Origin of the sequence: Synechococcus sp. MU1643 (assembly GCF_020514095.1) — a bacterium.
GTDB lineage: Bacteria > Cyanobacteriota > Cyanobacteriia > PCC-6307 > Cyanobiaceae > Parasynechococcus.
This window is the reverse complement of the sequence record NZ_VTKY01000001.1, coordinates 96,012-116,946: the sequence shown is the minus strand read 5'-3', so window position 1 is coordinate 116,946 and position 20,935 is coordinate 96,012. Positions and strand designations below refer to the sequence as shown.

The 20,935-nt window shown below is 62.8% G+C and carries 25 protein-coding genes and 1 pseudogene; 6 read left to right on the top strand and 20 right to left on the bottom strand.

Translation table 11 applies throughout. The annotated features are described in order from the left end of the window. Positions 1–44: 44 nt before the first annotated feature. From purS to FZX09_RS00680, 3 genes are read left to right on the top strand one after another with little or no spacing between them, the layout of a single operon-like run. On the top strand, positions 45–299 hold the full coding sequence (purS, locus tag FZX09_RS00690) for a phosphoribosylformylglycinamidine synthase subunit PurS (protein ID WP_226399180.1): 255 nt from the start codon (positions 45–47) through the stop codon (positions 297–299). Then, positions 296–946, top strand: coding sequence for a phosphoribosylformylglycinamidine synthase subunit PurQ (gene purQ, locus FZX09_RS00685; RefSeq protein WP_226399179.1), 651 nt, complete (start codon positions 296–298; stop codon positions 944–946). Before purS ends, purQ begins: the two co-directional genes overlap by 4 nt. Further along, positions 946–1,899, top strand: coding sequence for an LD-carboxypeptidase (locus FZX09_RS00680; RefSeq protein ID WP_226399178.1), 954 nt, complete (start codon positions 946–948; stop codon positions 1,897–1,899). The genes purQ and FZX09_RS00680 overlap by 1 nt, the downstream gene beginning before the upstream one ends. An 87-nt stretch (positions 1,900–1,986) precedes the next feature. Here the strand turns inward: FZX09_RS00680 and fba are convergent, their stop codons facing one another. From fba to hisA, 19 genes and pseudogenes are all read right to left on the bottom strand, one after another. Further along, positions 1,987–3,060: a class II fructose-bisphosphate aldolase gene (fba, locus tag FZX09_RS00675; protein ID WP_115025231.1), complete on the bottom strand. Its 1,074-nt coding sequence runs from the start codon at positions 3,058–3,060 to the stop codon at positions 1,987–1,989. Positions 3,061–3,120: 60 nt separating this feature from the next. Continuing rightward, positions 3,121–4,203, bottom strand: coding sequence for a Gfo/Idh/MocA family protein (locus tag FZX09_RS00670; protein WP_226399177.1), 1,083 nt, complete (start codon positions 4,201–4,203; stop codon positions 3,121–3,123). 1 nt (position 4,204) lies between these two features. Further along, positions 4,205–4,576 carry a hypothetical protein gene (locus FZX09_RS00665; RefSeq protein ID WP_226399176.1) on the bottom strand — a complete coding sequence of 124 codons (372 nt, stop codon included), beginning with the start codon at positions 4,574–4,576 and terminating at the stop codon, positions 4,205–4,207. Continuing rightward, positions 4,573–5,454 carry an acetyl-CoA carboxylase, carboxyltransferase subunit beta gene (gene accD / locus FZX09_RS00660; protein WP_226399175.1) on the bottom strand — a complete coding sequence of 294 codons (882 nt, stop codon included), beginning with the start codon at positions 5,452–5,454 and terminating at the stop codon, positions 4,573–4,575. Before accD ends, FZX09_RS00665 begins: the two co-directional genes overlap by 4 nt. 54 nt (positions 5,455–5,508) lie before the next feature. Next, a pseudogene (locus FZX09_RS00655) lies at positions 5,509–6,240 on the bottom strand (A24 family peptidase). Beyond that, positions 6,228–6,515 carry a hypothetical protein gene (locus tag FZX09_RS00650; protein WP_226399174.1) on the bottom strand — a complete coding sequence of 96 codons (288 nt, stop codon included), beginning with the start codon at positions 6,513–6,515 and terminating at the stop codon, positions 6,228–6,230. The pseudogene FZX09_RS00655 and the gene FZX09_RS00650 overlap by 13 nt, the downstream one beginning before the upstream one ends. A gap of 67 nt (positions 6,516–6,582) precedes the next feature. After that, entirely contained in the window at positions 6,583–7,485 is a 903-nt protein-coding gene (locus FZX09_RS00645) for a phosphoribulokinase (RefSeq protein ID WP_226399173.1), read from the bottom strand. A 64-nt stretch (positions 7,486–7,549) separates the two neighbouring features. Continuing rightward, positions 7,550–8,623 (bottom strand): 3-isopropylmalate dehydrogenase, encoded by a 1,074-nt coding sequence (gene leuB, locus FZX09_RS00640; protein ID WP_226399172.1) that lies wholly within the window; start codon positions 8,621–8,623, stop codon positions 7,550–7,552. 32 nt (positions 8,624–8,655) lie between these two features. Beyond that, a complete protein-coding gene (gene lpxD, locus FZX09_RS00635; protein ID WP_226399171.1) occupies positions 8,656–9,699 on the bottom strand; it encodes a UDP-3-O-(3-hydroxymyristoyl)glucosamine N-acyltransferase in 1,044 nt (347 codons plus the stop codon). Between the two features lie 35 nt (positions 9,700–9,734). Then, complete coding sequence (proB, locus tag FZX09_RS00630) at positions 9,735–10,808, bottom strand: glutamate 5-kinase (RefSeq protein ID WP_226399170.1); 1,074 nt, start codon at positions 10,806–10,808, stop codon at positions 9,735–9,737. Next, on the bottom strand, positions 10,805–11,326 hold the full coding sequence (locus FZX09_RS00625) for a YqeG family HAD IIIA-type phosphatase (protein WP_226399169.1): 522 nt from the start codon (positions 11,324–11,326) through the stop codon (positions 10,805–10,807). Before FZX09_RS00625 ends, proB begins: the two co-directional genes overlap by 4 nt. Then, positions 11,314–11,868, bottom strand: a complete 555-nt coding sequence (locus tag FZX09_RS00620) for a DUF3727 domain-containing protein (protein WP_226399168.1) — start codon at positions 11,866–11,868, stop codon at positions 11,314–11,316. The genes FZX09_RS00625 and FZX09_RS00620 overlap by 13 nt, the downstream gene beginning before the upstream one ends. A 20-nt stretch (positions 11,869–11,888) precedes the next feature. Continuing rightward, positions 11,889–12,365 (bottom strand): Holliday junction resolvase RuvX, encoded by a 477-nt coding sequence (gene ruvX, locus FZX09_RS00615; protein WP_226399167.1) that lies wholly within the window; start codon positions 12,363–12,365, stop codon positions 11,889–11,891. Further along, positions 12,365–13,396 carry a hypothetical protein gene (locus FZX09_RS00610; RefSeq protein ID WP_226399166.1) on the bottom strand — a complete coding sequence of 344 codons (1,032 nt, stop codon included), beginning with the start codon at positions 13,394–13,396 and terminating at the stop codon, positions 12,365–12,367. Before FZX09_RS00610 ends, ruvX begins: the two co-directional genes overlap by 1 nt. A 38-nt stretch (positions 13,397–13,434) precedes the next feature. Then, entirely contained in the window at positions 13,435–14,595 is a 1,161-nt protein-coding gene (locus FZX09_RS00605; protein WP_226399165.1) for a F420-0:Gamma-glutamyl ligase, read from the bottom strand. A 64-nt stretch (positions 14,596–14,659) separates the two neighbouring features. Continuing rightward, complete coding sequence (locus FZX09_RS00600) at positions 14,660–15,226, bottom strand: thylakoid membrane photosystem I accumulation factor (RefSeq protein WP_226399164.1); 567 nt, start codon at positions 15,224–15,226, stop codon at positions 14,660–14,662. 15 nt (positions 15,227–15,241) lie between these two features. Next, on the bottom strand, positions 15,242–16,837 hold the full coding sequence (locus FZX09_RS00595) for a DUF3685 domain-containing protein (RefSeq protein WP_226400296.1): 1,596 nt from the start codon (positions 16,835–16,837) through the stop codon (positions 15,242–15,244). Between the two features lie 68 nt (positions 16,838–16,905). Further along, positions 16,906–17,274: a Fur family transcriptional regulator gene (locus FZX09_RS00590; protein WP_226400294.1), complete on the bottom strand. Its 369-nt coding sequence runs from the start codon at positions 17,272–17,274 to the stop codon at positions 16,906–16,908. 128 nt (positions 17,275–17,402) lie between these two features. Continuing rightward, positions 17,403–18,170 carry a 1-(5-phosphoribosyl)-5-[(5-phosphoribosylamino)methylideneamino]imidazole-4-carboxamide isomerase gene (gene hisA / locus FZX09_RS00585; RefSeq protein WP_226399163.1) on the bottom strand — a complete coding sequence of 256 codons (768 nt, stop codon included), beginning with the start codon at positions 18,168–18,170 and terminating at the stop codon, positions 17,403–17,405. A gap of 71 nt (positions 18,171–18,241) precedes the next feature. Between hisA and FZX09_RS00580 the strand changes: the two genes are divergently transcribed. Beyond that, the gene (locus FZX09_RS00580; protein WP_226399162.1) at positions 18,242–19,162 is read left to right on the top strand and encodes an NAD-dependent epimerase/dehydratase family protein; all 921 of its coding nucleotides are present in this window, start codon (positions 18,242–18,244) and stop codon (positions 19,160–19,162) included. Here the strand turns inward: FZX09_RS00580 and FZX09_RS00575 are convergent. Continuing rightward, positions 19,131–19,646 carry a CDP-alcohol phosphatidyltransferase family protein gene (locus FZX09_RS00575; protein WP_226400292.1) on the bottom strand — a complete coding sequence of 172 codons (516 nt, stop codon included), beginning with the start codon at positions 19,644–19,646 and terminating at the stop codon, positions 19,131–19,133. The genes FZX09_RS00580 and FZX09_RS00575 overlap by 32 nt on opposite strands. 52 nt (positions 19,647–19,698) lie before the next feature. Here FZX09_RS00575 and FZX09_RS00570 point away from each other — a divergent pair, with 52 nt between their 5' ends. Both FZX09_RS00570 and FZX09_RS00565 read left to right on the top strand, forming a co-directional pair. After that, a complete protein-coding gene (locus FZX09_RS00570; RefSeq protein WP_226399161.1) occupies positions 19,699–20,172 on the top strand; it encodes a CBS domain-containing protein in 474 nt (157 codons plus the stop codon). Positions 20,173–20,206: 34 nt separating this feature from the next. Then, positions 20,207–20,581 carry a L,D-transpeptidase gene (locus tag FZX09_RS00565; protein ID WP_226399160.1) on the top strand — a complete coding sequence of 125 codons (375 nt, stop codon included), beginning with the start codon at positions 20,207–20,209 and terminating at the stop codon, positions 20,579–20,581. The last annotated feature ends 354 nt before the right edge of the window (positions 20,582–20,935 follow it).

Below are 20,935 nucleotides of genomic sequence, written 5' to 3'. Positions count from 1 at the left end.
AGGGTTTGGTGTCTGTCAGGATTTGATCAGACCAGTTGCTGATCGTGCCGCGTTTTCAAGCCCGCGTCCTCGTGCGTCTGCGCCCCTCTGTGCTAGATCCAGCCGGAGAAGCAGCGCGTGGTGCCGCTGAACGACTTGGGGTGGAAGGCCTCAGCAAACTGCGCATCGGCAAAGCCGTGGAAATGGAGCTGGAGGCTCCTGATGAAGCCGAAGCCCGCCGCAGATTGGAACTGCTCAGTGATCGCTTGCTGGCCAACCCGGTGATCGAAGACTGGACCCTGGAGCTGGAGCAGTCATGAGCATCGGGGTCATCGTTTTTCCAGGCTCGAACTGCGATCGGGATGTGCAATGGGCTACCGAGGGTTGCCTGGGGATAAGCACGCGCCGGGTCTGGCATGAGGAGACCGACCTCAGCAGCTTTGACGCCATCGTTCTGCCAGGCGGTTTCAGCTATGGCGACTACCTGCGTTGCGGTGCCATTGCCCGCTTCGCGCCAGCCCTGCAGTCCTTGATCGACTTTGCAGCCAAGGGCGGTCGCGTGCTCGGCATCTGCAACGGATTTCAGGTGCTCACAGAACTGGGGCTCCTGCCCGGTGCACTCACCCGGAACCGGGATCTGCACTTCATCTGTGAGGACGCGCCCCTCAAGGTGGTGAGCCAACGCACGGCCTGGATGCAGGGGTACAACGACGGAGCCTTGACCCTGCCGATCGCCCACGGTGAAGGCCGTTACCAATGCAGCGATGACACGCTGAAGCAGCTTCAGGACGAAGACGCCATTGCCCTCAGCTATGGCAACAACCCCAATGGGTCGGTGTCCGACATCGCGGGCATCACCAATGCCAGCGGCAGTGTTCTAGGCCTAATGCCCCACCCGGAGCGGGCCTGTGATCCAGCCACGGGAGGAACCGACGGCCGCCGCATGCTGGAAGCCCTGCTGGGCTGATGCCAACACGACGGACGCTGCTGATTTCAGGGGCATCCACCGTCATCACGGCCCTGCTCTCCCCCATGGGCATGGCTGCCCAGCGCAGGCTGAAACCCCTCAAGCCTGGATCGCGCATCCGCGCCGTGAACCCCGGCACCTGGATGGATCCGGAGACCGATCTGCAGGCATTGCGCGAACGCTGTGATCAACAGCAGTGGCATCTGGAGATTCCCGCAGCCGTCACCCGTCAATGGCGCTATTTCTCGGGAACCGACCAGGAACGGGTTCAGGATCTGAAATCAGCCTGGAATGATCCAACCGTGGATGCTGTGGTGACCCTTGGCGGTGGCTGGGGGGCTGCCCGTGTGCTCGAAGCTGGGTTTCGCTTTCCGCGACATCCCAAATGGAGTCTGGGGTTCTCCGACACCAGCTCCCTGCTACTGGCCCAGTGGGCCGCTGGGCTACCGGGTGCCATCCATGGATCCAGCGGCGGCAGTGAGGCGCAGTGGCAACGCACGGTGGATTTGCTCTGCGGACGTCCTGTGGCGCCCCTGCTGGGCGAGTCACGACGACGGGGGATCGTCCGCGGCCCTTTGGTGGTCACCAACCTCACCGTGGCGACCCACCTAATCGGCACGCCCTGGCTTCCCTCCCTGAAGGGGGCCATCCTGGTGCTTGAAGACGTGGGCGAAGCGCCTTACAGGGTCGATCGGATGCTGACCCAGTGGCGCAGCGCAGGCCTGTTGCAGCACTTGGCAGGGGTGGCCTGCGGTCCCTTCAGCTGGGCAGAAGACGACATCCTTCCGGGTGATTTCACGATGGACGAGATCCTTGAAGAACGCCTTGGCGATCTCGGTATTCCACTGGTGCTGAATCTGCCACTGGGCCATGGAGGGCCCAACCAGGCCTTGCCCCTGGGAGCGCAGGCGCAACTGGATGGCAACCACGGCCGTCTCAGCCTGATGGCCTGATCAAAGGCTGACTCCGCTCACGATGGAGCAGCGCAACAAAAAAGGGGGCCTTTCGGCCCCCGGTGATCGATCGTTTGATCGTGATGATCAGGCAGCGACGGCAGCCTTGGGATCGAGAGCGCCCTTGGCGTACAGGCCGGCGAAGTGGGTGATGCTCTGCTGCTGGATCTTGCTGGCATTGCCGGCAGCCCAGAACTGCTGATAGCGGTCAAGGCAGACCTGCTTCATGTACTTCCGAGCCGGCTTGTTGAAGTGGCGGGGATCGAAGTTGGCAGGGTCAGCCATGGCGGCTTCACGCACAGCGGCGGTGAAGGCCAGACGGTTGTCGGTGTCGATGTTCACCTTGCGCACACCGTTGCGGATGCCTTCCTGGATTTCTTCGACGGGAACGCCGTAGGTCTCAGGGATGGAACCACCGTGCTTGTTGATCATCTCCAACCATTCCTGGGGAACGGAGGAGGAGCCGTGCATCACTAGGTGGGTGTTGGGGATGGCTTTGTGGATTTCAGCGATGCGGCTGATGGCTAGCACTTCACCTGTGGGCTTGCGGGTGAACTTGTAAGCGCCGTGGCTGGTGCCGATGGCGATGGCCAGCGCGTCGCACTTGGTCTTGGCAACGAAGTCGGCAGCCTCAGCGGGATCGGTGAGCAGCATGTCCTTGGACAGCTCGCCCTCGAAGCCGTGGCCGTCTTCTGCTTCACCCTTGCCGGTTTCCAGGGAGCCCAGGCAACCCAGCTCACCCTCAACGCTCACACCCACGGAGTGAGCGAAGTCCACCACCTGCTTGGTGACGTTGACGTTGTAGTCGTAGCTGGCGGGAGTCTTGGCGTCTGCTTCCAGGGAACCGTCCATCATCACGGAGGTGAAACCGTTGATGGCAGCGGAGTAGCAGGTGTCAGGGGCGTTGCCATGGTCTTGGTGCATCACCACGGGAATGTGGGGATAGGTCTCGGTCGCGGCCAGGATCAGGTGACGCAGGAAGATCTCGCCGGCGTAGCTACGGGCACCGCGGGAAGCCTGGAGGATCACAGGGCTGTCGGTCTCGTCAGCCGCTTCCATGATGGCCTGGACCTGCTCCAGATTGTTCACGTTGAACGCAGGAATGCCATAGCCATTCTCAGCGGCGTGGTCGAGCAGGAGCCGAAGCGGAACGAGCGCCATGGATAAATCCTCGGAGGGTTGGGGTCGTCGAAGACGAGTCGGCGGCAACTTTACCGCGTGTTACGCAAGATTCAATGTGCCGAGGGCAGCCTGATCGCAAGCCACACGACTCGCCACGCCCTCGGCCAGTCCAGGCAGCATCGGTTGCCCACGGCGAATGCTCTCGGCCCACCAGCCCAGCACCCTGGCCACAGGGGCGATGCGGCCATCCGACCAGGTTTCTGGGAAGGCGAGGTCGGCAGCGGGCTCCACCGCACGGAAGGGCTCACCGATCGGGGCATGCTGCAGCTCAAAGCCATGGACGTAGTCCTTCTGGTTGGCGCTGCTGAGCAGCAGCGATCCCGAGGAACCCACCACATCCAGGCAGAAACCGCGACCGTTGCGCGACACGGAACTGAGGCTGACCTGAGCCGGCACCGGCAGGTCCTGCCTTCCCTGCCAATGGGCAACGGTCTGCAGCAGCGACACATCGGGGGCATCCACGGCGGCCAGGCCACCATCGGGGTGAGGGCGTTGCTTGATCGAAACGCTGTTCAGGGCCTGGACGGCACCCAGGGGACCGATCAACCAGGCCAGCATGTCCAGGGCATGGGTCCCCAGGGCTCCAATCACGCCGCCGCCCTGATCCGCCTGGGCATACCAGTTCCAGCTGCGCTGGGGATCGGCTCGGCTGCCCATCAACCAGTCGAGCTTCACCAGCCAGGGCGTGCCGACAGCACCGGTCTGCAGAAGGCGTGCGGCCTGCATGAACAGGGGAACAGCCCGGTATTCGTAATCCACAGCCACCGAAAGTCCGCGCGCCAAGGCCAGCCGCTGCAGCTCCCGGGCTTGATCGGCATGCAGAGCAATGGGCTTCTCGAGCAGCAAATGCTTGCCTGCCTCCAGGGCCCGTCGGGCCAGGTCAAAGCGAGGTGCCGGGGGGGTGGCGATGACCACCGCGTCCACCGCGGGATCGGCCAGCAGAGCGTCCCAGTCGCTGAATCCCTTCAAGCCATGGGCAGCAGTGGCGGCATCCATGCGCTCCTGGCGGGGGTGCCACAGGGCAACCGCATCAAGATCGCGCGCGGCAGCAAGGGCCGGCAAGTGCACCTTCTCCCCGAAGCCGAGACCGGCAAGGGCAACACCAAGGGGTTGTGGAGACATCTCAGCTGGGGAGGGGTTCGGTGCAGACAGCCTTAATCACAGAGGTGATCAGCCCGTCATCCCCGGCAGGCTGCCAATGGGCGCGAAAACGAGGCAAACCATTCACTTGTTTATCGCGATACAGCTCCTGGGAGCAGTCCAGTTGCATCACATAGAGCTCTCCGGAAGGCTGATCCTCGTCGTCGGTGGCCGCTGGAGTGAAGCGGCTCAGCACGGTTCGATATCCATCCCGATCAATGCGCACACTGCCGCGGTCCCACCACTGCTGACCCGCATCGGTAGCGGGAACCTCGATCCATTCCACTGGGCCAGCCAGCACGGGGGCGACCCAGCAGAGCAAAGCCAGGATCAGAACAAGTCCAGCTCGGATCATGCGCTGGTGAGCTCCATCGGTTTGCAGCCGTGCAGGCGAAGAATATTGGCCAGGGTGGGGCGCAGCTGGGTGCGGGGAACGATCGTGTCCACGAACCCATGCTCCTGCAGATATTCGGCCGTCTGAAAATTGTCGGGCAGCTTTTCCCGGAGGGTCTGCTCAATCACACGACGCCCTGCGAAACCAATCAACGCTTTCGGTTCCGCCAGAATCAGATCGCCCAGCATGGCGAAACTGGCGGTCACACCTCCCGTTGTGGGGTGGGTGAGCAAGGGCATGTAAAGCAGCTCGGCTTCGCGGTGGCGTTCCAGCGCGCCGGAGATCTTCGCCATCTGCATCAGGCTGAGCATCCCCTCCTGCATCCGGGCACCGCCGGAGGCACAGACAATCAGGAGCGGCAGCTTGCGGGCAGTGGACTCCTCGATCAGACGGGTGATTTTCTCCCCGACCACGGAGCCCATCGATCCCCCCATGAAGCGGAAGTCCATCGCTGCCAGGCCCATCGGGATGCCTTCCACCCGGCAAAGCCCGGTGACCACACCATCCCGCAGCCCCGTCGAGGCCTGACTTTCCCGCAGCCGGTCGGCATAGGCGCGTCGGTCTTTGAATCCGAGAGGATCCACTGGTGCCAGATCCGCGTTCAGCACCTGGAAGCTGTCGGGATCCGCGATCAGCGCGATGCGTTCAGCACTGTCGATCCGGTGGTGATGGCCGCATTTGGCACAAACACTGGCATTGAGTTTCAGGTCTTTGAGATAGACGACCTGACCACATTCCGGACATTTGCTCCAGAGACCATCGCCTTCATCCGGTTCCTGCTTGACGTTGGCGACGTACTGACCCTTGCGGCGATCAGCAAACCAATCGAACAGAGACACACAGGGCCGTCAGCTCACACCATTAAAAGCCGGCCCGGGAACAGAGCTGGTTTATCAAGCGCCCAACAACATCAAGCAGGTGGTCCACCACAACTGAGGACCGGTCAACCAGACCAGCCAAATGCCCAGGCGATAAAAGGACCGAAGAGGAATGGTTCCCTGGGACCCAGCCGGCCACTGAGGCGAGCTGTGCTTTCGACCAATGCTCCCGACACGATAGCAAGGGCCATCGCAGCTGCGATGCCCCCGGGGCCCAGCCATGCCCCACCCAACGCCGCCAACTTTGCATCGCCGAGGCCCAGCGCGGACTGTCCCAACAATCGCTCGGCCAGGGCACTGAGACCTTCCAACAGCAGCAAGGCCAGCACTACCCCCCAGCGGCATAGGGGCTCCGACAACCAAAGGTGATCCAGATCGATCAACACCAGCGGCAAGAGCACCGCGATCAAGGGGAGACCAGCCCAGGGGAGCCAGAGATCAGGCAGCCCCCCTCCAGCACCAGGCCACACCACAAACGCCGAGATCGAGAGACCGGCACTTAGGGCTTCCACTGCGGGGTGACGCCAGCTGATCGCTGCATCACAGTCGCGGCAGCGCCCCCCTCAGCAACAGCCAACCGAGCACAGGGAGATTGTCATGCCAGCGGATGACGTGGCCGCATTTGGGGCAGTGGCTACCAGGGAAGACCACTGATTCCTGGCGGGGCAAGCGCCAGGCCACCACGTTGGTGAAGCTGCCGACGCAGGCGCCCAGCAGGCCGGTCCAAGCCAGAATCAACCCTTCCATCGGGTCCGACCACGGCTCGTGCGCCCCCGAATCAGATCGATGACAATGAATTCTTCATGCGGCAGAAGAACAGGGGTCTCAAAGACCACCCGACCATCGGGGTCTTGCGTATCCACCACCACGCCGAGGGGCTCCTGCCCTGCAGGGCTGCTGGAGAGATAAGCGAAATAAACGCGACGGGCCTGGGCGATCAGAGAGCGGCTGTCAATACGGTCCCAACGGGGAGTAGATGGCGCCCCCGAGGCTCCACGGATTTCAAAGGAGGGCGTTGACAAAGAAATAGAGCCCACCTGATCACTCAGATGAGCCCATTGTAGAGACGATTGTTGGTAGGAGAAGCGATCAGCTGGCCTTGTTCTTCTCTTCGATCATGCGGTGAATGATCGGGGTGAGAATCAGCTCCATGGCGAAACCCATCTTGCCGCCGTTCACCACAATGCTGGTGGGGCTCGACATGAAGGAATCGTGGATCATGTTCAGCAGATAACCGAAGTCGATCCCCCACTTCTCACGAGCACCTTTGCGGAAGTGGATGATCACGAAGCTTTCATCCGGGGTGGGAATGTTCCGGCAGATGAAGGGATTGGAGGTGTCCACAGTGGGAACCCTCTGGAAATTGATGTCGGTCTGGCTGAACTGAGGGCAGATGTGATTGATGTAATCAGGCATCCGGCGCAGGATCGTGTCAACGATGGCCTCAGCGGAATAACCACGCTCAGCATTGTCGCGGTGGATCTTCTGAATCCACTCGAGGTTGGTGATCGGCACCACACCCACCAAGAGGTCGGCCAGGGCGGACACGTCGTAGCCCTCGCCCTTCACACCACCATGAAGGCCTTCGTAGAACAGCACGTCAGTGCCTGAGGGGATGTCTTCCCAAGGCGTGAACTGACCCGGCTCGAGGTTGACGCCAAGACGGGCGTTGTGTTCAGCAGCTTCTTCGACGCTGTGAAGGTAGTAGCGCTTCTGACCAGCACCGGTTTCGCCGTAGGTGCGGAACAGTTCCTCGAGCTTGTCGAAGAGGTTGGCCTCAGGGCCGAAGTGGGAGAAGTTCTCACCCTTGGCCAGGGCATCCGCCATGGCCTGTTTCATTGGCATCCGCTCGTAGCGGTGGTAGCTATCGCCTTCCACCACTGCAGGGGTAATGCCTTCCCTCGCAAAGATGTGCTCGAAGGCGCGCTTGACGGTGCTGGTTCCAGCTCCGGAAGAACCGGTAACAGCGACAACCGGATGACGCTTCGACATCGACGCAGGGACTAAGGGCTCGGCGATCCTGCCAGATCAGGGCCCGATTGCACCAATCTCGGGCTTAAAGAGCTTTAAGCAATTGCTCACCCATGGCGCGACAACCCAGCTGGGTGCAGCCTTCTGCCATCAGATCACCGGTGCGGAAGCCACCGGCCAGAACGGCGTCGATGGCCGCTTCCAGATCATCGGCGGCCGCGGATTCTTTCAGACCAATGCGCAGCATCATTGCGGCCGACAGCACCATGGCCATGGGGTTGGCCTTGTCCTGACCGGCGATGTCAGGGGCGGAACCGTGCACAGGCTCAAACAGACCAGGTCCCTCACTGCCAAGGGAGGCCGAGGGCAGCATGCCGATGGAGCCGGTGAGCATCGCCGCCTCGTCGCTGAGGATATCGCCGAAAAGGTTGCCGGTGAGCAGCACATCGAACTGGCGTGGATCACGCACCAGCTGCATCGCCGCGTTGTCCACATAAATGTGACTCACCTCCACACCGTCATAGGTGGGCGCCATGGCATCAACCCGGTCCCGCCAGAGCTGGCTGACATCGAGCACATTTGCCTTGTCCACCGAGCAGAGCCGGCCCCGCCGTTCCTGGGCGATTTTAAAGGCCACCTTTGCAATCCGATCCACCTCCGAGGCGGAGTAGGTCATGGTGTTGAAACCGCGCTCCTCCCCCTCGTTCTGGATGCGTCCCTTGGGCTGACCGAAATAAATCCCCCCGGTGAGTTCCCGCACCACCATCAAGTCCACCCCGTCGATCACCTCACGCTTGAGGCTGCTGGCATCGATGAGGGCCGGAACAATCTTCACCGGCCGCAGATTGGCGAACAGCTCCATGCCGGAGCGCAGGCCAAGCAAGCCTGTCTCTGGCCGTTTCTCGCGGGGAAGGCTGTCGAAGCGGGGGCTGCCGATGGCGGCGAGCAACACCGCATCGGCAGCCTTGCAGGCCTCCAGGGTGCTAGTGGGCAACGGCTCACCGGTGGCATCGATGGCGCTGCCGCCGATGGGCTGCTCTTCGAAGCTCAGCGAAAAACCATGGCGCTGGCTCACCACCTCCAGCAGCTGACGGGCGACAGCGGTGATCTCGGGGCCGATGCCATCACCGGGCAGGAGAACGACGCGATGCTGAGCCATGACGGTGCTGTACGGCAGGTCGACCGCTGAGGTTACTGAGGGGTGTCGCGTTTCATCTCCCGCAGGCTCTTGGCCATCTCCGGCAGCTTGCTGAAGGTGACGGCGCATCGCAGCCAGAGGCGATTCGGAATCGCGGGAAAACCACTCACCACCTCTCCGGGGGCCACATCACCGTGAATGCCGGTCTTGGAGCTGGCGATGACGCCATCGCCGACGACAACACGATTGCCGACCCCGACCTGGCCCGCCAGGATTACCCCATGACCGATCCGGGCGCCGCCGGCGATGCCCACCTGGGACGCGAAGGCACAGCCACGCCCAGTGGTGACCCCATGACCGATCTGGACAAGGTTGTCGATCTTGGTGCCGGCACCAATGCGGGTCTCCCCAACGGAAGGGCGATCGATGGTGGTGCAGCTGCCCACCTCAACGCCGTCTTCAAGAACCACCTGGCCGGTCTGCGGCATTTTTCGCCATCCTTTCGCCGTCGGCACAAAGCCAAAGCCCTCGGAGCCGACAACGGCATTGGAGTTCACCACACAGCCACGTCCGAGACGGCTGCCGGGATGGAGCACGGCATTAGCGTGTAGCTCGCAGCCATCACCCACCACCACGTCGTCGTAGATTACGACGCCAGGATGAACGATGCAGTCGGCACCAAGACGGCTGCCCTCACCGATGCAGACCCGCGGGCCCACCGCCGTGCCTGGGCCCACCACAGCCCGTTCATCGATCACCGCCGAGGGGTGAATCTCCGCCAAGGGCCGGCGTCGGGGATGCAACTGATCGAGGGCTTCAGCAAAAGCCAGGCGCGGATCAGCGAAGACCGCAAAGGCGATGCCACGCTGCGACGCCAAATCAATCAGATCCTGTTGATCGGGTAGCAGCAGGGCACCCACGCCGCTGGCACCCAAGGCCGCCGTGAGGGCGTTGCCCTTCTCCAAAAAGCTGAGCTGCACAGCTGAGGCCTGATCGAGCGAAGCAGCATCTTCAAGCCATGGGTCCAAGCCCGCCTGGCTCCAGCGCAAGCCTGCATCACCGGTCTGCAAAACCTTGATCAGGGTGCTGAAACGCATGGAGGCCAGAACATTCCGGCGGATCGTAGACGTGGTTACCGGCTGCGAAGCACCAGACCATCGCGATGCACCACCACCGGGGAGGACTCCCCCGGCGATGGATCATTCATCGCGGCCCGCAGCTGGTCGCTGTCCATCGAACAGAGGCCACGGCCCAGGTCCTCGCCCTGGGGGTCCAGCAACCGAACGGGTTGATTGGCGGCGAAATCGCCCCGCACCGCTGTCACACCCACCAGCAGCAGAGACGCGCCACGGTGCTGCAGCGCATCACAGGCCCCCGCATCCAGCTGCAGTTCACCCTCAGGCCGAAGCACGTGGGCGAGCCAACTGCGTCGATTACCCAGAGGTTCGGGGTGGGGATGGAACACTGTCCCCCCCCGTTCCCCCTGCAACAAGGCCTTGAGGCAAGCGGGGTCGCGGCCATCGGCGAGCTGCACAGTGATGCCACTAGCGGTGGCGATGCGGGCTGCCGCCAGCTTCGTGGTCATGCCGCCGGTGCCCCAGCGACCACCGTCGCCGGCCCCCTGTTCGAGCTGGTCCAGCTCACGGGGGTGGCGAACATCCGAGATCGGTTCGGCATTGGCATCAACCCGCGGATCGGAGGAATAAAGGCGGTCAACATCCGTGAGCAGGATCAGTTGCTGCGCTTCAACAGCGGCGGCCACCAAAGCCGAAAGGGTGTCGTTGTCGCCGAAGCGCAACTCCGCCGGCGAGAGGGCATCGTTCTCGTTGATCACCGGCAACACCCCCCAACTCAGAAGCTGCCGCAGGGTGCCCGAAGCGTTCTGATAGCGACGGCGATCGGCCAGATCGGAGCGGGTCAGCAACACTTGAGCCACGGAATAGCCGTGGCGTTCCATCGCCCTTTCATAAAGAGCCATCAGCGCGCCCTGCCCGATGGCTGCAGCGGCCTGCAGAGCCACAACCGTGTCAGGTCGTCTGGAGAGGGCCAGCTTCTGGCAGCCCAGCCCAACGGCACCACTGGTGACCAGCACCACCTGATCCCCCCTGGCCATTGCCCCTGCGAAGCAGCGGGCGTAGCCATCAATCGTGGCGGCGGTCTCCCCCCGAAGCAGGCTGGTACCGACTTTCACGACCCACAGGGTCATGCTGAAGGGGCCCCCATGACGCGGGCCATGGCGCGTTCAAACCGCTGCACTCGGTCATGGCGGCAGGGCTTGCCATCCTCTCGAACCGGACGCACCAACACCGTGTAAAGCCCCATCCGGTTGCCGCAGAGCACATCCGTGAACACACGGTCTCCGATCATCGCGATCGCCTCCGGTGGCAGCGCGAGATCGCGAACCACGCTGCGCAGGGCGCCACGCCGGGGCTTGCCAGCACCAAAGGTGAAGCTGACCTCCAGCTGATCAGCCACAGCGGCAATCCGATCGCGGGAGGGGTTGTTGCTGAACAGATGCAGTTGCAGGCGGCGGCCGGCATCCACCAGCCAGTCGCGCACAGGCCCTGGCAAGGTCACATCACGACCGGGCAGGAGGGTGCGGTCGACATCGATCACAGCAGCCCTCAGGCCATGGGCCGTGAGGTGGGGTATCGAAAGCTGGGCAATGGTGAGATGCGAATCCCAATCAGGGGTCAACCAATGCTGTGGCTTCAATCCGGCCATTCACGCTCCTCCAGTTCGGCCTCAATCAAGGGTTGAACGCGGTCGAGCTCATCGTCGCTCAGAAGCACCGCCTGACCATCGACCATCCGCACCAACACCAGGAAAGGATCGAGCGGGATGTAAAGGCCGTATTCCTCCGCTTCGACCATGAAGCTCACCAGCAGTTCAAAGGTCTCGGCGTCCTCATCAACGTCGTCATCGTCCTCCAGCTCATCCAGCTCGTCCTGATACGGCTCCTCCAATTCACCACTGACGGTGAGGGTGATCGCCGATCGCACCAAGACCAGGTCATGCTCCTGGAGCACCACATCAGCCACCGAGAGAATCGGCTCGCTGCTGGCGACTTCCGTGATGGGGACTGGCTCAGCATCGTCATTAAGCCGAAACAGCGACACGGGCGTGTCGACCGGCGAGAGCAGGGCGTAGTCCTGCCCCTCGATGGGGATCAGATGCTCGAGGAAGCACAGCAGGTCATGGCCCTCGCGGTCGCGTACCAGCAGGGTGGGGTGATCGCTGCTCTTACCGGGGCCCGACTCAGACATCTACGCGGCTCTGACTGGGCTCAGGATCCACCATCGCCCGCCCCGGCGCCCGACCTTGACGCACTCTGTTGGGCCGGTTTGAGCTCCGGACCCTCCGCCAGCCACTGCTCCAGCAGCAGGGCAGCGGCTGCACTGTCCAGACGCCCGCTGCGGTCGCCCGTCAACCCGAACTGTTCACCGGCCGCCCAGGTGCTGCTGTGTTCATTCACCCAGGCCAGGGGCAGCTCAAGGGCGGCGGCCAGCCGCAGGCCGTAACGCTGGCAATGCTCCGCCTGGGCCGTGGGCTGGCCCGCGGCATCCAGGGGCAATCCCACCACGAGCCCCTGCACTGAGCGTTCGCGGCAATGAGACCGCAGAACGACCAGATCGGCATCAAAGCGACCGCGACGCAGGGCAGTGAGGGGGGTGACGCTAATGCCGAGTGCATCGCAGCCGGCCAGGCCGATACGCCGCCGGCCCACATCCAGGCTGAGGATCGAACAGGGACGCGGGCGCATCAGTGCCGATCACCCAGGCTTGGCGTGGGAATGGGTGTGCCCTGGGGCCGCAAACGGCCCAGCACCTGATCGAGCGATCGGGACAGCTGCAAGTTGCGCTGGGGTGACTGACGCCGCCACATGCTTCGTCCGAGCAGCAACTGCTCTTCGCCGCGGGTCCACCCCTCGGCCTCCAGGATCCGGCTGAGGGGTGCATCGTCAAACGCTGTGAGCAGCCCGCGGGGGCGGCCGCGCTGAATGATTCCGTTCAAAACGTGGGGAAGGGCCTGATCCAGCCGGGGATCCCAGGCGACGTCATGCATCAGCTCCAGGAAACCGGCCTCGCCCGCGTCGGGAAGGCGGATGCAGCCTGCAAGAACAGCGTCTCCGGCCATAAGAACGCCGCAGCCGGGTCCGTTCCGGTCCAGCAGATCCAGCCAATGGCGGTCGGTTATCTGACGCAGGTGGCTGTGGCTGCCGCCCTGCTCGATCGACCACAGCAACTGGGCGGTGCGGCGGTTTAATGCCGCCCAACGCAGACCCGCAGGCAGCTGATCGCTGCCCATTGACTCAACCTCGCCACCTGGTGGACACCAGCACTGATATGGGCGAAGTGGTTGAAAACCAAGCTCCCGCAGCAGGGCGATGGCATCGGCATCGGTGGCCGGACAACGAATCACCCAGCTGCAAATCTGGGCCGTCCAGGACTGCAGGGCCTGCTGAAGCAAGGACTGCTGAATGATGCGATGGCTGTGATCGTCCACCGGCCCCAGCAGCTCCGGCAAATGGAGGATCCAGCAGCTGCCGCGGCGGTTGAACGGCCGCGCCACAACACTGGCCACCGGGCGATCAGCCTCAAGGGCCATCAAGCAACGCGGCGAGCGGCTGGGAAGCAGATCAGGGAAGCGCTGCTCGACTCTTGAAAGCCATTCACCGATCAAAAAGCCCTTAAACCGTGAGAGCTGATCGATCGGCGCGTCTTGAAGCCACTGCGCCAGGTGGGCCGGATTGAGGGGCTCAATACGGATGGAGGTTGTCTTGGGTTCTGTCACCGGACACCCTCCAACCCCAACTGTTCACAATGTATCGCTCATTCCAGGCCTGGCCGCACCAAGACCAGGGGGGTGCGCTCATTGGCATTGCCAGCGGGATTGGGGTGCAGGGCCCGGCCCAGCAAGCCCTCATCACATCCGGGGCTGGAAGCCAGTACCTTCACACGGCCGAGGTCGTTGACGTCGACGATGGCTACGTCAACCCCGAGTTCAGCAGAGGCATCACGACAGAACTGCTCGGCCTGGGATGGACCCAAAACAATGGTCTGGTCATAAGGCGGTGTGGTTCCGGTGATGTCGTCGATCAAGCGAGCCTGATCACCGGCGAGGCGATAGAAGCCCCCGGGGATACCCACCAGCTTCATCAGGAGCCCCCCCAACCAGGCCGCAAGCACCCGCGTCGGGCCCACCAAATCGATCAAGGTCTGCATGCCGCAGGCCGTCGCCAGGCTGCTGGTGGGGTGGAACACACGGCAAGCCAGACGCGCCACCATGCCTGGTTCCACCTCACTGGGATGGCGATAGCGCCCCTGGATCACAGCCACGGGGGTCTCGCCGATGGTGAGGATGTCGCCAGGCTGGACCAAATCAGCGGCATAGGTACGCAAGACGTCAATGGCGTCATCCAGGGGTCCGAGCAGGTGGGTGCGCAGCGGCAGCACACGGCACCCCTCCCCCTGGCGGAAGTTGGCTTGATCGGGCTGCAGGGGTTCAGGACGGGTCAGGGGAACCAGCACGCCCTGACGGCGCTCCAAGCGACCGAAGGGTCCGTAATTCACCCAGTGGGCATCCACCCAGAGGCTGTCGACCCGGACCGATGGCGTTGGTCCGGTGATCTCGATCGAAACCCGAGCACGCGTGGTCTTGCGTCCTTTGACGATGTAAGCCGCCCAGTAGCCGTCCGCCCTGGTCTCCTCATCGGGATGGTCAGCAATGATCCGCGTTTTCACCTCCAGACCGGCGGGGTCGGAGGACCCAAGCAGAACGGGTTCGACCCGCAGCTCCGGCACAAAAACCTCCATGCGGGGGTGGGGGTTGCTGATCTCCAACACACCTTCGATGCGGAGCCGGCCGCTCAGATCATCGACGCGCCAGTTGCGAGGAGTCATCCGCAACGGCGAAGCGGGTCTCAGGCGGTGGCGGAGCTCCAACCAGGCCACGGCGAGTCCAAGGCCTAGCGGAGCAAGCAGCAGCGACACAGCGGATCCGGCTCAACGACCGGGACAACTGGCCGGCAGCGTAGGCGCCGTGGCTGTGGGCGTCTCAGTTGGCGGTGACTTCGATGTTCACTTCGTTGAAGCTGCCTTCCTGGTTAATCCGCCCCAGATCGGGAGCGGGAAGACCGGTGGAGGCGCTAATGGCATCGTTGATCGCCGCCAGGGGAACCTGACCCTTTTGATCGAGAACAATCCGGCCATCGGTACCGATCACCACCACCTGAGGAATGGTTCCGGACCAATAGGTGGCTGGATCACCGGCCCCCAGGGCTTCACGGCCCTGTAGCGGATCGGTGGAGAGCGGCAGCAGATCAATGCTGCGGCCCCAAAGCCGTTGCAGTTCAGACACCACCGGAGCGAAGCGTTTGCTCACGGCGCTGTCATCCAAGTAGTAAACGATCACAGCCGTGCGTCCCTCCGCAAGGGACTCCTCCAGGGTGTTAGCGGGAGGCACCAACGAACCGTTGCCGGCGTAGAGGGCATAGATGTTGCCGTCGTAGCTGTCACTGTTCAACACAGCGGCGGCTGGAGCGACATGGAGCAGCAGCGCGATCGAAACGGTGATCAGACAGCGCACCAAAGCAAGCATCAAGCCGAAGCAGCGGATCGCCATTGTGGACCCAGGGGCCTAACCGCGGCCGAAGCTGCGTCCCATGCCCTGGGCAATGCCCCGCCCAACTAGACCGATGGCGCGACCAAGCACCTGAGTGAGAAGGATCACAGCAAGGTCGCCGATGCGGCGCACGAGGGCCTGCACCTGCGGTGCGAGGGCATCCCTGGCTTCCAACAGCAAGGCCACCTGCCGCTGCCACCAACCCAGCTGATTGAGCTCCTTGTCGCGGGGCTCCGTCAGCAGCAGCGGTTCGATGCGACCGGAGCGCAACTGAAAAAGTGTGCGTTGGCTTTCGTAGAGCTGAATGGGGCGCTCAACCCAATCCGCCCAACGCAGCTGGGTGTTCAAGCGGTTCCTGAGGCGATCGAGTTCCCGGGTTGCCAGGAGGGGATCCCGCAGCAGATAACGACGCAGCTCTGGCCAGTCACCACAGGCATCGAGCAGTTCGGCACCAATCAGTTCAGCTGTCCTTACCAGCCAATTACTGACCAGGATTTCCAGCTGCAGGAAGGCCCTTGGGTCATCGGCCGGCAGCAGCAAACCGTTCACCAGCATCGGCTGATCGGCCACCAGCGGGGCCAGCATTCCAGTTGGATCCGGCAGCTCGCCGTCCGCACTGGTTAGATCAGCACGGCTGAGCAGCACTGCAACAACCGGTTGCAGCTCGCCATCACAGGGGATCTGGACGTAGCTGCCTGCCAAAGCGGTGAGGGCCTGCTGGCGCAACTCGGGCTGAAGTGCATCCCAGGATTGGGCCATGGCGATGCTGTCCTGGCGGCTGCGCAGGCGCTGCAAGACCTGATCAAGCTGTTGCAGCAGAGCCAGTAGCAACTCCCTACGGCGATCCGGATGCAGACCCTCAATCGCCAGCAGACGGCCTGTGGAATTGGTCAATCCCGCCTGAACCGATGCATCGATACGGTCTCGAATGGCATCCCAAACCGCAACGGCATTGCGTTCGCGCAGGCTGATCGCCGTGGTGGTGGGTGATCCATCACTGGACACGGATGGAGCCAAAGGTTCCGCATGCTCGAGCCCCATTTGCAGCGGCCCCCAGAGCCAGAGCAGCAAGCCCTTGGCGAAGCGCAATTCGCGTCGGCGACCCTGGAGCAGAAGGAACAGCAACGGCTGCTCCGGGGGTGGATTGAGCAGGGCCTCCACCCGTTGGAGGTCGCGGCTTACCTGCTGCAGGCCACTGACCAGCAACCACTGCCCCAGGCCCATGGTTTGACCCGGGTTCTGGGTCTCCGAAGCAGCCTCAAGGCGAATATCACGCCCACCCTGCAGCAGGGTTTCAATGGCGGTTTGCAGGCCCTGGGCGTCAACGTTTTGAAGCAGCCCGGCGGCCGGCAGCTCCAACAGCTGTTCCCTCGACAGGCGTAGCTCGCTGGGCAGCAGCAGCAACACCGGGGCGGGCTGCCAACGCTCCTGCAGGGAGAACAGCTCCTGCTGAATCGCCGACAATGAGGAGACGGTGTCGATCGACCAGATCACTAGGGCAGGGGAGCCCTTCAGGCGTTCAGGACGAAGCACCACCTCCCAATCGGTGCGGGCGGAGGTGAGTTTCAGCGCCAGCGACTCCCCAAGCAGATCCGGAGCGAGCAGCAACATCCGCACCGGCGAAGGGGAGGCCAAGCGTTGAACCCGAAACAGTTGGGTTAAAAGTAACGAGCTTCTGCTCAGTTCTCCAGGGTGCGCCGGCCATTTAATTGCAGGGTGTACGACTCGATGCGGAAGCCGGTGCGCTGTTCGATCTGACGCAACAGGTCGTTGGGAAGAACAACGTCGATGTCTTCGATCGAACCGCTGTCCAGACAGGTGAGATGGCTGTGGGGATCACTCCGATAGCCGTACAGGCGCCCACTGGCACGGTCGAGACATTCGATGACCCCTGCCGACTGCAGGGCTTCGAGGTTCTGATACACCGAGGTGTGGCCGATGCTCCGCCCTCTCAGATTCAATTGCTCAAAAATGTCGCGAGCGCTGAGGTGGCTCTTTTCGTTCCAGAGCAGGTCGAGCACCATGCGCCGCTGTCGGCTGAGGCGCATCCCCAGACCCCTGCATTGCTCAAACACCTCCTGCAAGCTGCCCGCGGGGGACAGCGTGCTGCTCTTGCCGGCGGCGGCTCTTACCACAGAAGGTGCCTGCTCCCTCGACAATAAGGCCCTAGGCCTGTTCAAGCGATGTCTGCCGCCACGGCGGTGACGTCTTGAAGCCTTGCCTCACCCAACGCGGCGATGGCCTCCGCCAGGTCAACACGGCCGTCATAGAGGGCTCGGCCAACGATCACTCCCGTCACACCAAGAGGCTCCAAGGGCAGGAGCGACAGGAGATCGGCCATGCAACCGATGCCACCGGAGGCGATCACCGGAACAGCGCTGCATTGCGCCATGGTTCTCAAGGCCTCCAGGTTGGGGCCGGCGAGGGTTCCATCAGTGGCGATGTCGGTGGTGATGATCGCCGCGATGCCAGCGGCACTGAACTGCTTGGCCAGATCGGTGGCTAGGACATCGCTCTGCTCGATCCAGCCCCGGGTGGCCACCCGGCCATTGTTGGCATCAATGCCAACAACAATGCGGCCGGGATGACGTTTGGCCAACTCCTGAACCAACTGCGGCTGTTCAATCGCCACCGTGCCGAGGATGACCCGATCCAGGCCACAGGCGATCAACTCTTCGGCGCGCTCAAGCGAGCGCACACCACCACCGAGCTGAACAGGGATGTCGAGAGCGGAGGTGATGGCCCGCACCGCTGCGTCATTGATCGGCTCACCCCGTTTGGCGCCATCGAGATCCACCAGGTGCAAACGAGTTGCCCCCTGGCTCTGCCAGCTGAGGGCCTGAGCCACAGGATCCTCACTGAATCGGGTCACCTGGTCGTAATCCCCCTGGTGGAGCCGGACGCAGGCTCCATCGAGCAAATCAATGGCGGGAAGGATCTCCATCGGAGGCGGACCAGAGACCCTCCATCCTGCAGCGCCACGCTTCAATAGCTGCGCTTTTCGGGCCCAACTGCATGAAGATCCTGGTGATGGGGGGAACTCGCTTCGTGGGCAGGCCCCTGGTGGCCCGCCTACATGCCCAGGGCCATGCACTCACCCTGTTTACCCGCGGCAACAACCCCGTTCCCGCCGACGTGGAACATCTCTGTGGCGATCGCAGCAACGATGAAGGCCTAAGCGCACTGCAGGGCCGCAACTTCGATGTGATCGTCGATAGTTCCGGACGCAAGCAAGAGGACACCAGCCGCGTGGTGGCCATCACTGGGGCCCCCAGCCATCGCTTTGTGTATGTGAGTTCAGCCGGTGTGTATGCCGATTCGGAACAGTGGCCCCTGGATGAATCCAGCCCCACCGATCCGCAGAGCCGTCACGCCGGCAAGGCCGACACCGAGGCCTGGCTGCGCAAGAAAGGTATCCCCTTCACCAGTTTCCGGCCGACCTACATCTACGGGCCTGGCAACTACAACCCAGTGGAGCGCTGGTTCTTCGATCGCATCGTTCACAACCGCCCGATTCCCCTCCCCGGTGACGGCAGCACGATCACCCAATTGGGCCATGTGGAGGATCTGGCGGAGGCAATGGCCCGTTGCATCGAGGTGGATGCAGCGGCCAACCGCATCTACAACTGCTCCGGCAAACAGGGCATCAGCTTCAGGGGCCTGATCCGCGCCGCCGCCGTGGCTTGCGGCCGCGATCCCGATGGTCTCGATCTGCGCAGCTTCAACCCCAGCGATCTGGACCCCAAGGCCCGCAAGGCCTTCCCACTGCGGCTCAATCACTTCCTTACCGACATCACCCGGGTGGAACGCGAACTGGCCTGGCAACCGAGCTTTGACCTGGCCAAGGGCCTGGCCGACAGCTACAGCAACGACTACGCCAAGAGTCCAACCGCAGCACCAGACTTCAGTTCTGACGAGGCGCTGATCGGGGCATGAGGTAACCCAGGGCTGAGCTCAGAGCCAGGGCGAGGGAGGGCCAGAACAGCAACCAGCCCAGGCTCTGAAGCTCGGGAGCACCGATCCAAGAGGAAGGCCAAAGCATCAGCAACAAACTGAGGAACTGAAGAATCGTCTTAGCTTTGCCCGACAACGAGGCCGGCCCCCCATCGCTGGCCTGGGACCGCCAGCCAGAGATCAGGAATTCACGGGCCAACAACAACCAGACCGCCCAGAGCGGCAGCACGGCGGACGACGCCAGCCAGAGCAACGGTGCCGCGATCAGCACCTTGTCGGTGAGGGGATCCAGGCGGGCCCCCCAGCTGCTGCCGCCCCCTGCGCGGCGGGCCAGCCAGCCATCGGCCGCATCACTGAGCCCGGCCAACAGCAGCAACCACCAGGCCGAGCCCTGCCAGCCGAACTGCAGGGCAAGGATCAGCGGGAAACCGGCAACAGCTCGCGCCACGGTGAGTCCGTTGGCCATCGAACGCAAAGACAGAAACAACGCTCAGAATGTGGGGAGCTGAACCTTGATCATGGTCCTGCAGCTGAAGGTGGCTGATGTGATGACCAAGCCTGTTCTGACGGTCACGCCCGACACACCGTTGCAGCAAGCCGTGCAGATCATCAGCGATCACCACGTGAGTGGTTTGCCGGTGGTGGATGCAGAAGGGCGTCTGATCGGCGAGCTGACGGAGCAGGATCTGATGGTGCGGGAAAGCGGCGTTGATGCCGGCCCTTACGTGATGCTGCTGGACAGCGTGATCTACTTGCGCAATCCCTTGAACTGGGACAAGCAGGTGCACCAGGTGCTCGGCACCAACGTGAGCGATCTAATGCGCAAAGACTCCCACAGTTGTGGGACCGACCTACCGCTGCCCAAAGCAGCATCCCAGCTGCATGAGCGGGGCACGCAGCGCCTGTTCGTTCTCGACGGGAAAAAATGTCCCATCGGCGTGATCACGCGGGGCGACGTGGTGCGCGCCCTCGCCTCCCATCAAAAGAGCTGATTCATCAGGCCAGCCGAATCCCGATCGCAATCGGTTGAATCGAACGGAAACTGACGAAGTCACCCAGCTTGAGTTGGGCAAGGTGATCGGCAAATACCCCGTAGCGATCGGTGCACCGGAATCGCCAATCCCTCCGGGCAGCTGTGCGGTCACCAAAATGGACCCCCAGCCTGAGTACCACAAGAAAGGCAAGGTCATTGCTCCCGGCCCGAACAACCCCGTGGGCGTGCCCTACGTGGCCTACGAGCAGATCGGAACAGGCGAGTACGCCATCCACGGAACGGCCTGGCCCAACTGGGTGAAGTTGCGGGCCGCCGTCAGCCTTGGCTGCATCCGCATGCTGAACAGCGACGTAATTCAGGTGTACAACCGCATCAAGGTCAGCACGCCGGTGGTTGTCACGAACTGATCCTTCGTTCTCCCTTTCCAATCCGATGCTGAGCTTTGTTCTGTTCGCTTGTGTGGTGGCGGTTCTCCCACTGCAGGCCCATGCCATTCCCACGACAGAAACCCAGGAAAACGACTTCCTCGATCTTGTTGATGGAGAATGAAACGTGCTGATCCAGGCCCGAGGGGTTGATGCGGTCAATGCTGAAGCCAGGACCCAGAGCTTGGCGTTTCCTGTCTTGGGCTACTGGTCGCCGGAGGGTCACTACTTTATAAAACCTGCTCCGGAGGACAGCAAAGGTGTGTTCAACCGCTAAGGGCGTTCCGCCGTTTGCGATGCAGGAGCAGGCTGCACGCGGTTATCCACACGCAACGG

Bases quoted from the DNA above. Each gene is read 5' to 3' on its own strand.
- purQ (WP_226399179.1), top strand. From the start codon at position 296: ATGAGCATCGGGGTCATCGTTTTTCCAGGCTCGAACTGCGATCGGGAT.
- FZX09_RS00680 (WP_226399178.1), top strand. From the start codon at position 946: ATGCCAACACGACGGACGCTGCTGATTTCAGGGGCATCCACCGTCATC.
- fba (WP_115025231.1), bottom strand. From the start codon at position 3,060: ATGGCGCTCGTTCCGCTTCGGCTCCTGCTCGACCACGCCGCTGAGAAT.
- FZX09_RS00670 (WP_226399177.1), bottom strand. From the start codon at position 4,203: ATGTCTCCACAACCCCTTGGTGTTGCCCTTGCCGGTCTCGGCTTCGGG.
- FZX09_RS00665 (WP_226399176.1), bottom strand. From the start codon at position 4,576: ATGATCCGAGCTGGACTTGTTCTGATCCTGGCTTTGCTCTGCTGGGTC.
- FZX09_RS00645 (WP_226399173.1), bottom strand. From the start codon at position 7,485: ATGTCGAAGCGTCATCCGGTTGTCGCTGTTACCGGTTCTTCCGGAGCT.
- leuB (WP_226399172.1), bottom strand. From the start codon at position 8,623: ATGGCTCAGCATCGCGTCGTTCTCCTGCCCGGTGATGGCATCGGCCCC.
- lpxD (WP_226399171.1), bottom strand. From the start codon at position 9,699: ATGCGTTTCAGCACCCTGATCAAGGTTTTGCAGACCGGTGATGCAGGC.
- proB (WP_226399170.1), bottom strand. From the start codon at position 10,808: ATGACCCTGTGGGTCGTGAAAGTCGGTACCAGCCTGCTTCGGGGGGAG.
- FZX09_RS00625 (WP_226399169.1), bottom strand. From the start codon at position 11,326: ATGGCCGGATTGAAGCCACAGCATTGGTTGACCCCTGATTGGGATTCG.
- FZX09_RS00620 (WP_226399168.1), bottom strand. From the start codon at position 11,868: ATGTCTGAGTCGGGCCCCGGTAAGAGCAGCGATCACCCCACCCTGCTG.
- ruvX (WP_226399167.1), bottom strand. From the start codon at position 12,365: ATGCGCCCGCGTCCCTGTTCGATCCTCAGCCTGGATGTGGGCCGGCGG.
- FZX09_RS00600 (WP_226399164.1), bottom strand. From the start codon at position 15,226: ATGGCGATCCGCTGCTTCGGCTTGATGCTTGCTTTGGTGCGCTGTCTG.
- FZX09_RS00595 (WP_226400296.1), bottom strand. From the start codon at position 16,837: ATGTTGCTGCTCGCTCCGGATCTGCTTGGGGAGTCGCTGGCGCTGAAA.
- FZX09_RS00590 (WP_226400294.1), bottom strand. From the start codon at position 17,274: ATGCGCCTCAGCCGACAGCGGCGCATGGTGCTCGACCTGCTCTGGAAC.
- hisA (WP_226399163.1), bottom strand. From the start codon at position 18,170: ATGGAGATCCTTCCCGCCATTGATTTGCTCGATGGAGCCTGCGTCCGG.
- FZX09_RS00580 (WP_226399162.1), top strand. From the start codon at position 18,242: ATGAAGATCCTGGTGATGGGGGGAACTCGCTTCGTGGGCAGGCCCCTG.
- FZX09_RS00575 (WP_226400292.1), bottom strand. From the start codon at position 19,646: ATGGCCAACGGACTCACCGTGGCGCGAGCTGTTGCCGGTTTCCCGCTG.
- FZX09_RS00570 (WP_226399161.1), top strand. From the start codon at position 19,699: ATGGTCCTGCAGCTGAAGGTGGCTGATGTGATGACCAAGCCTGTTCTG.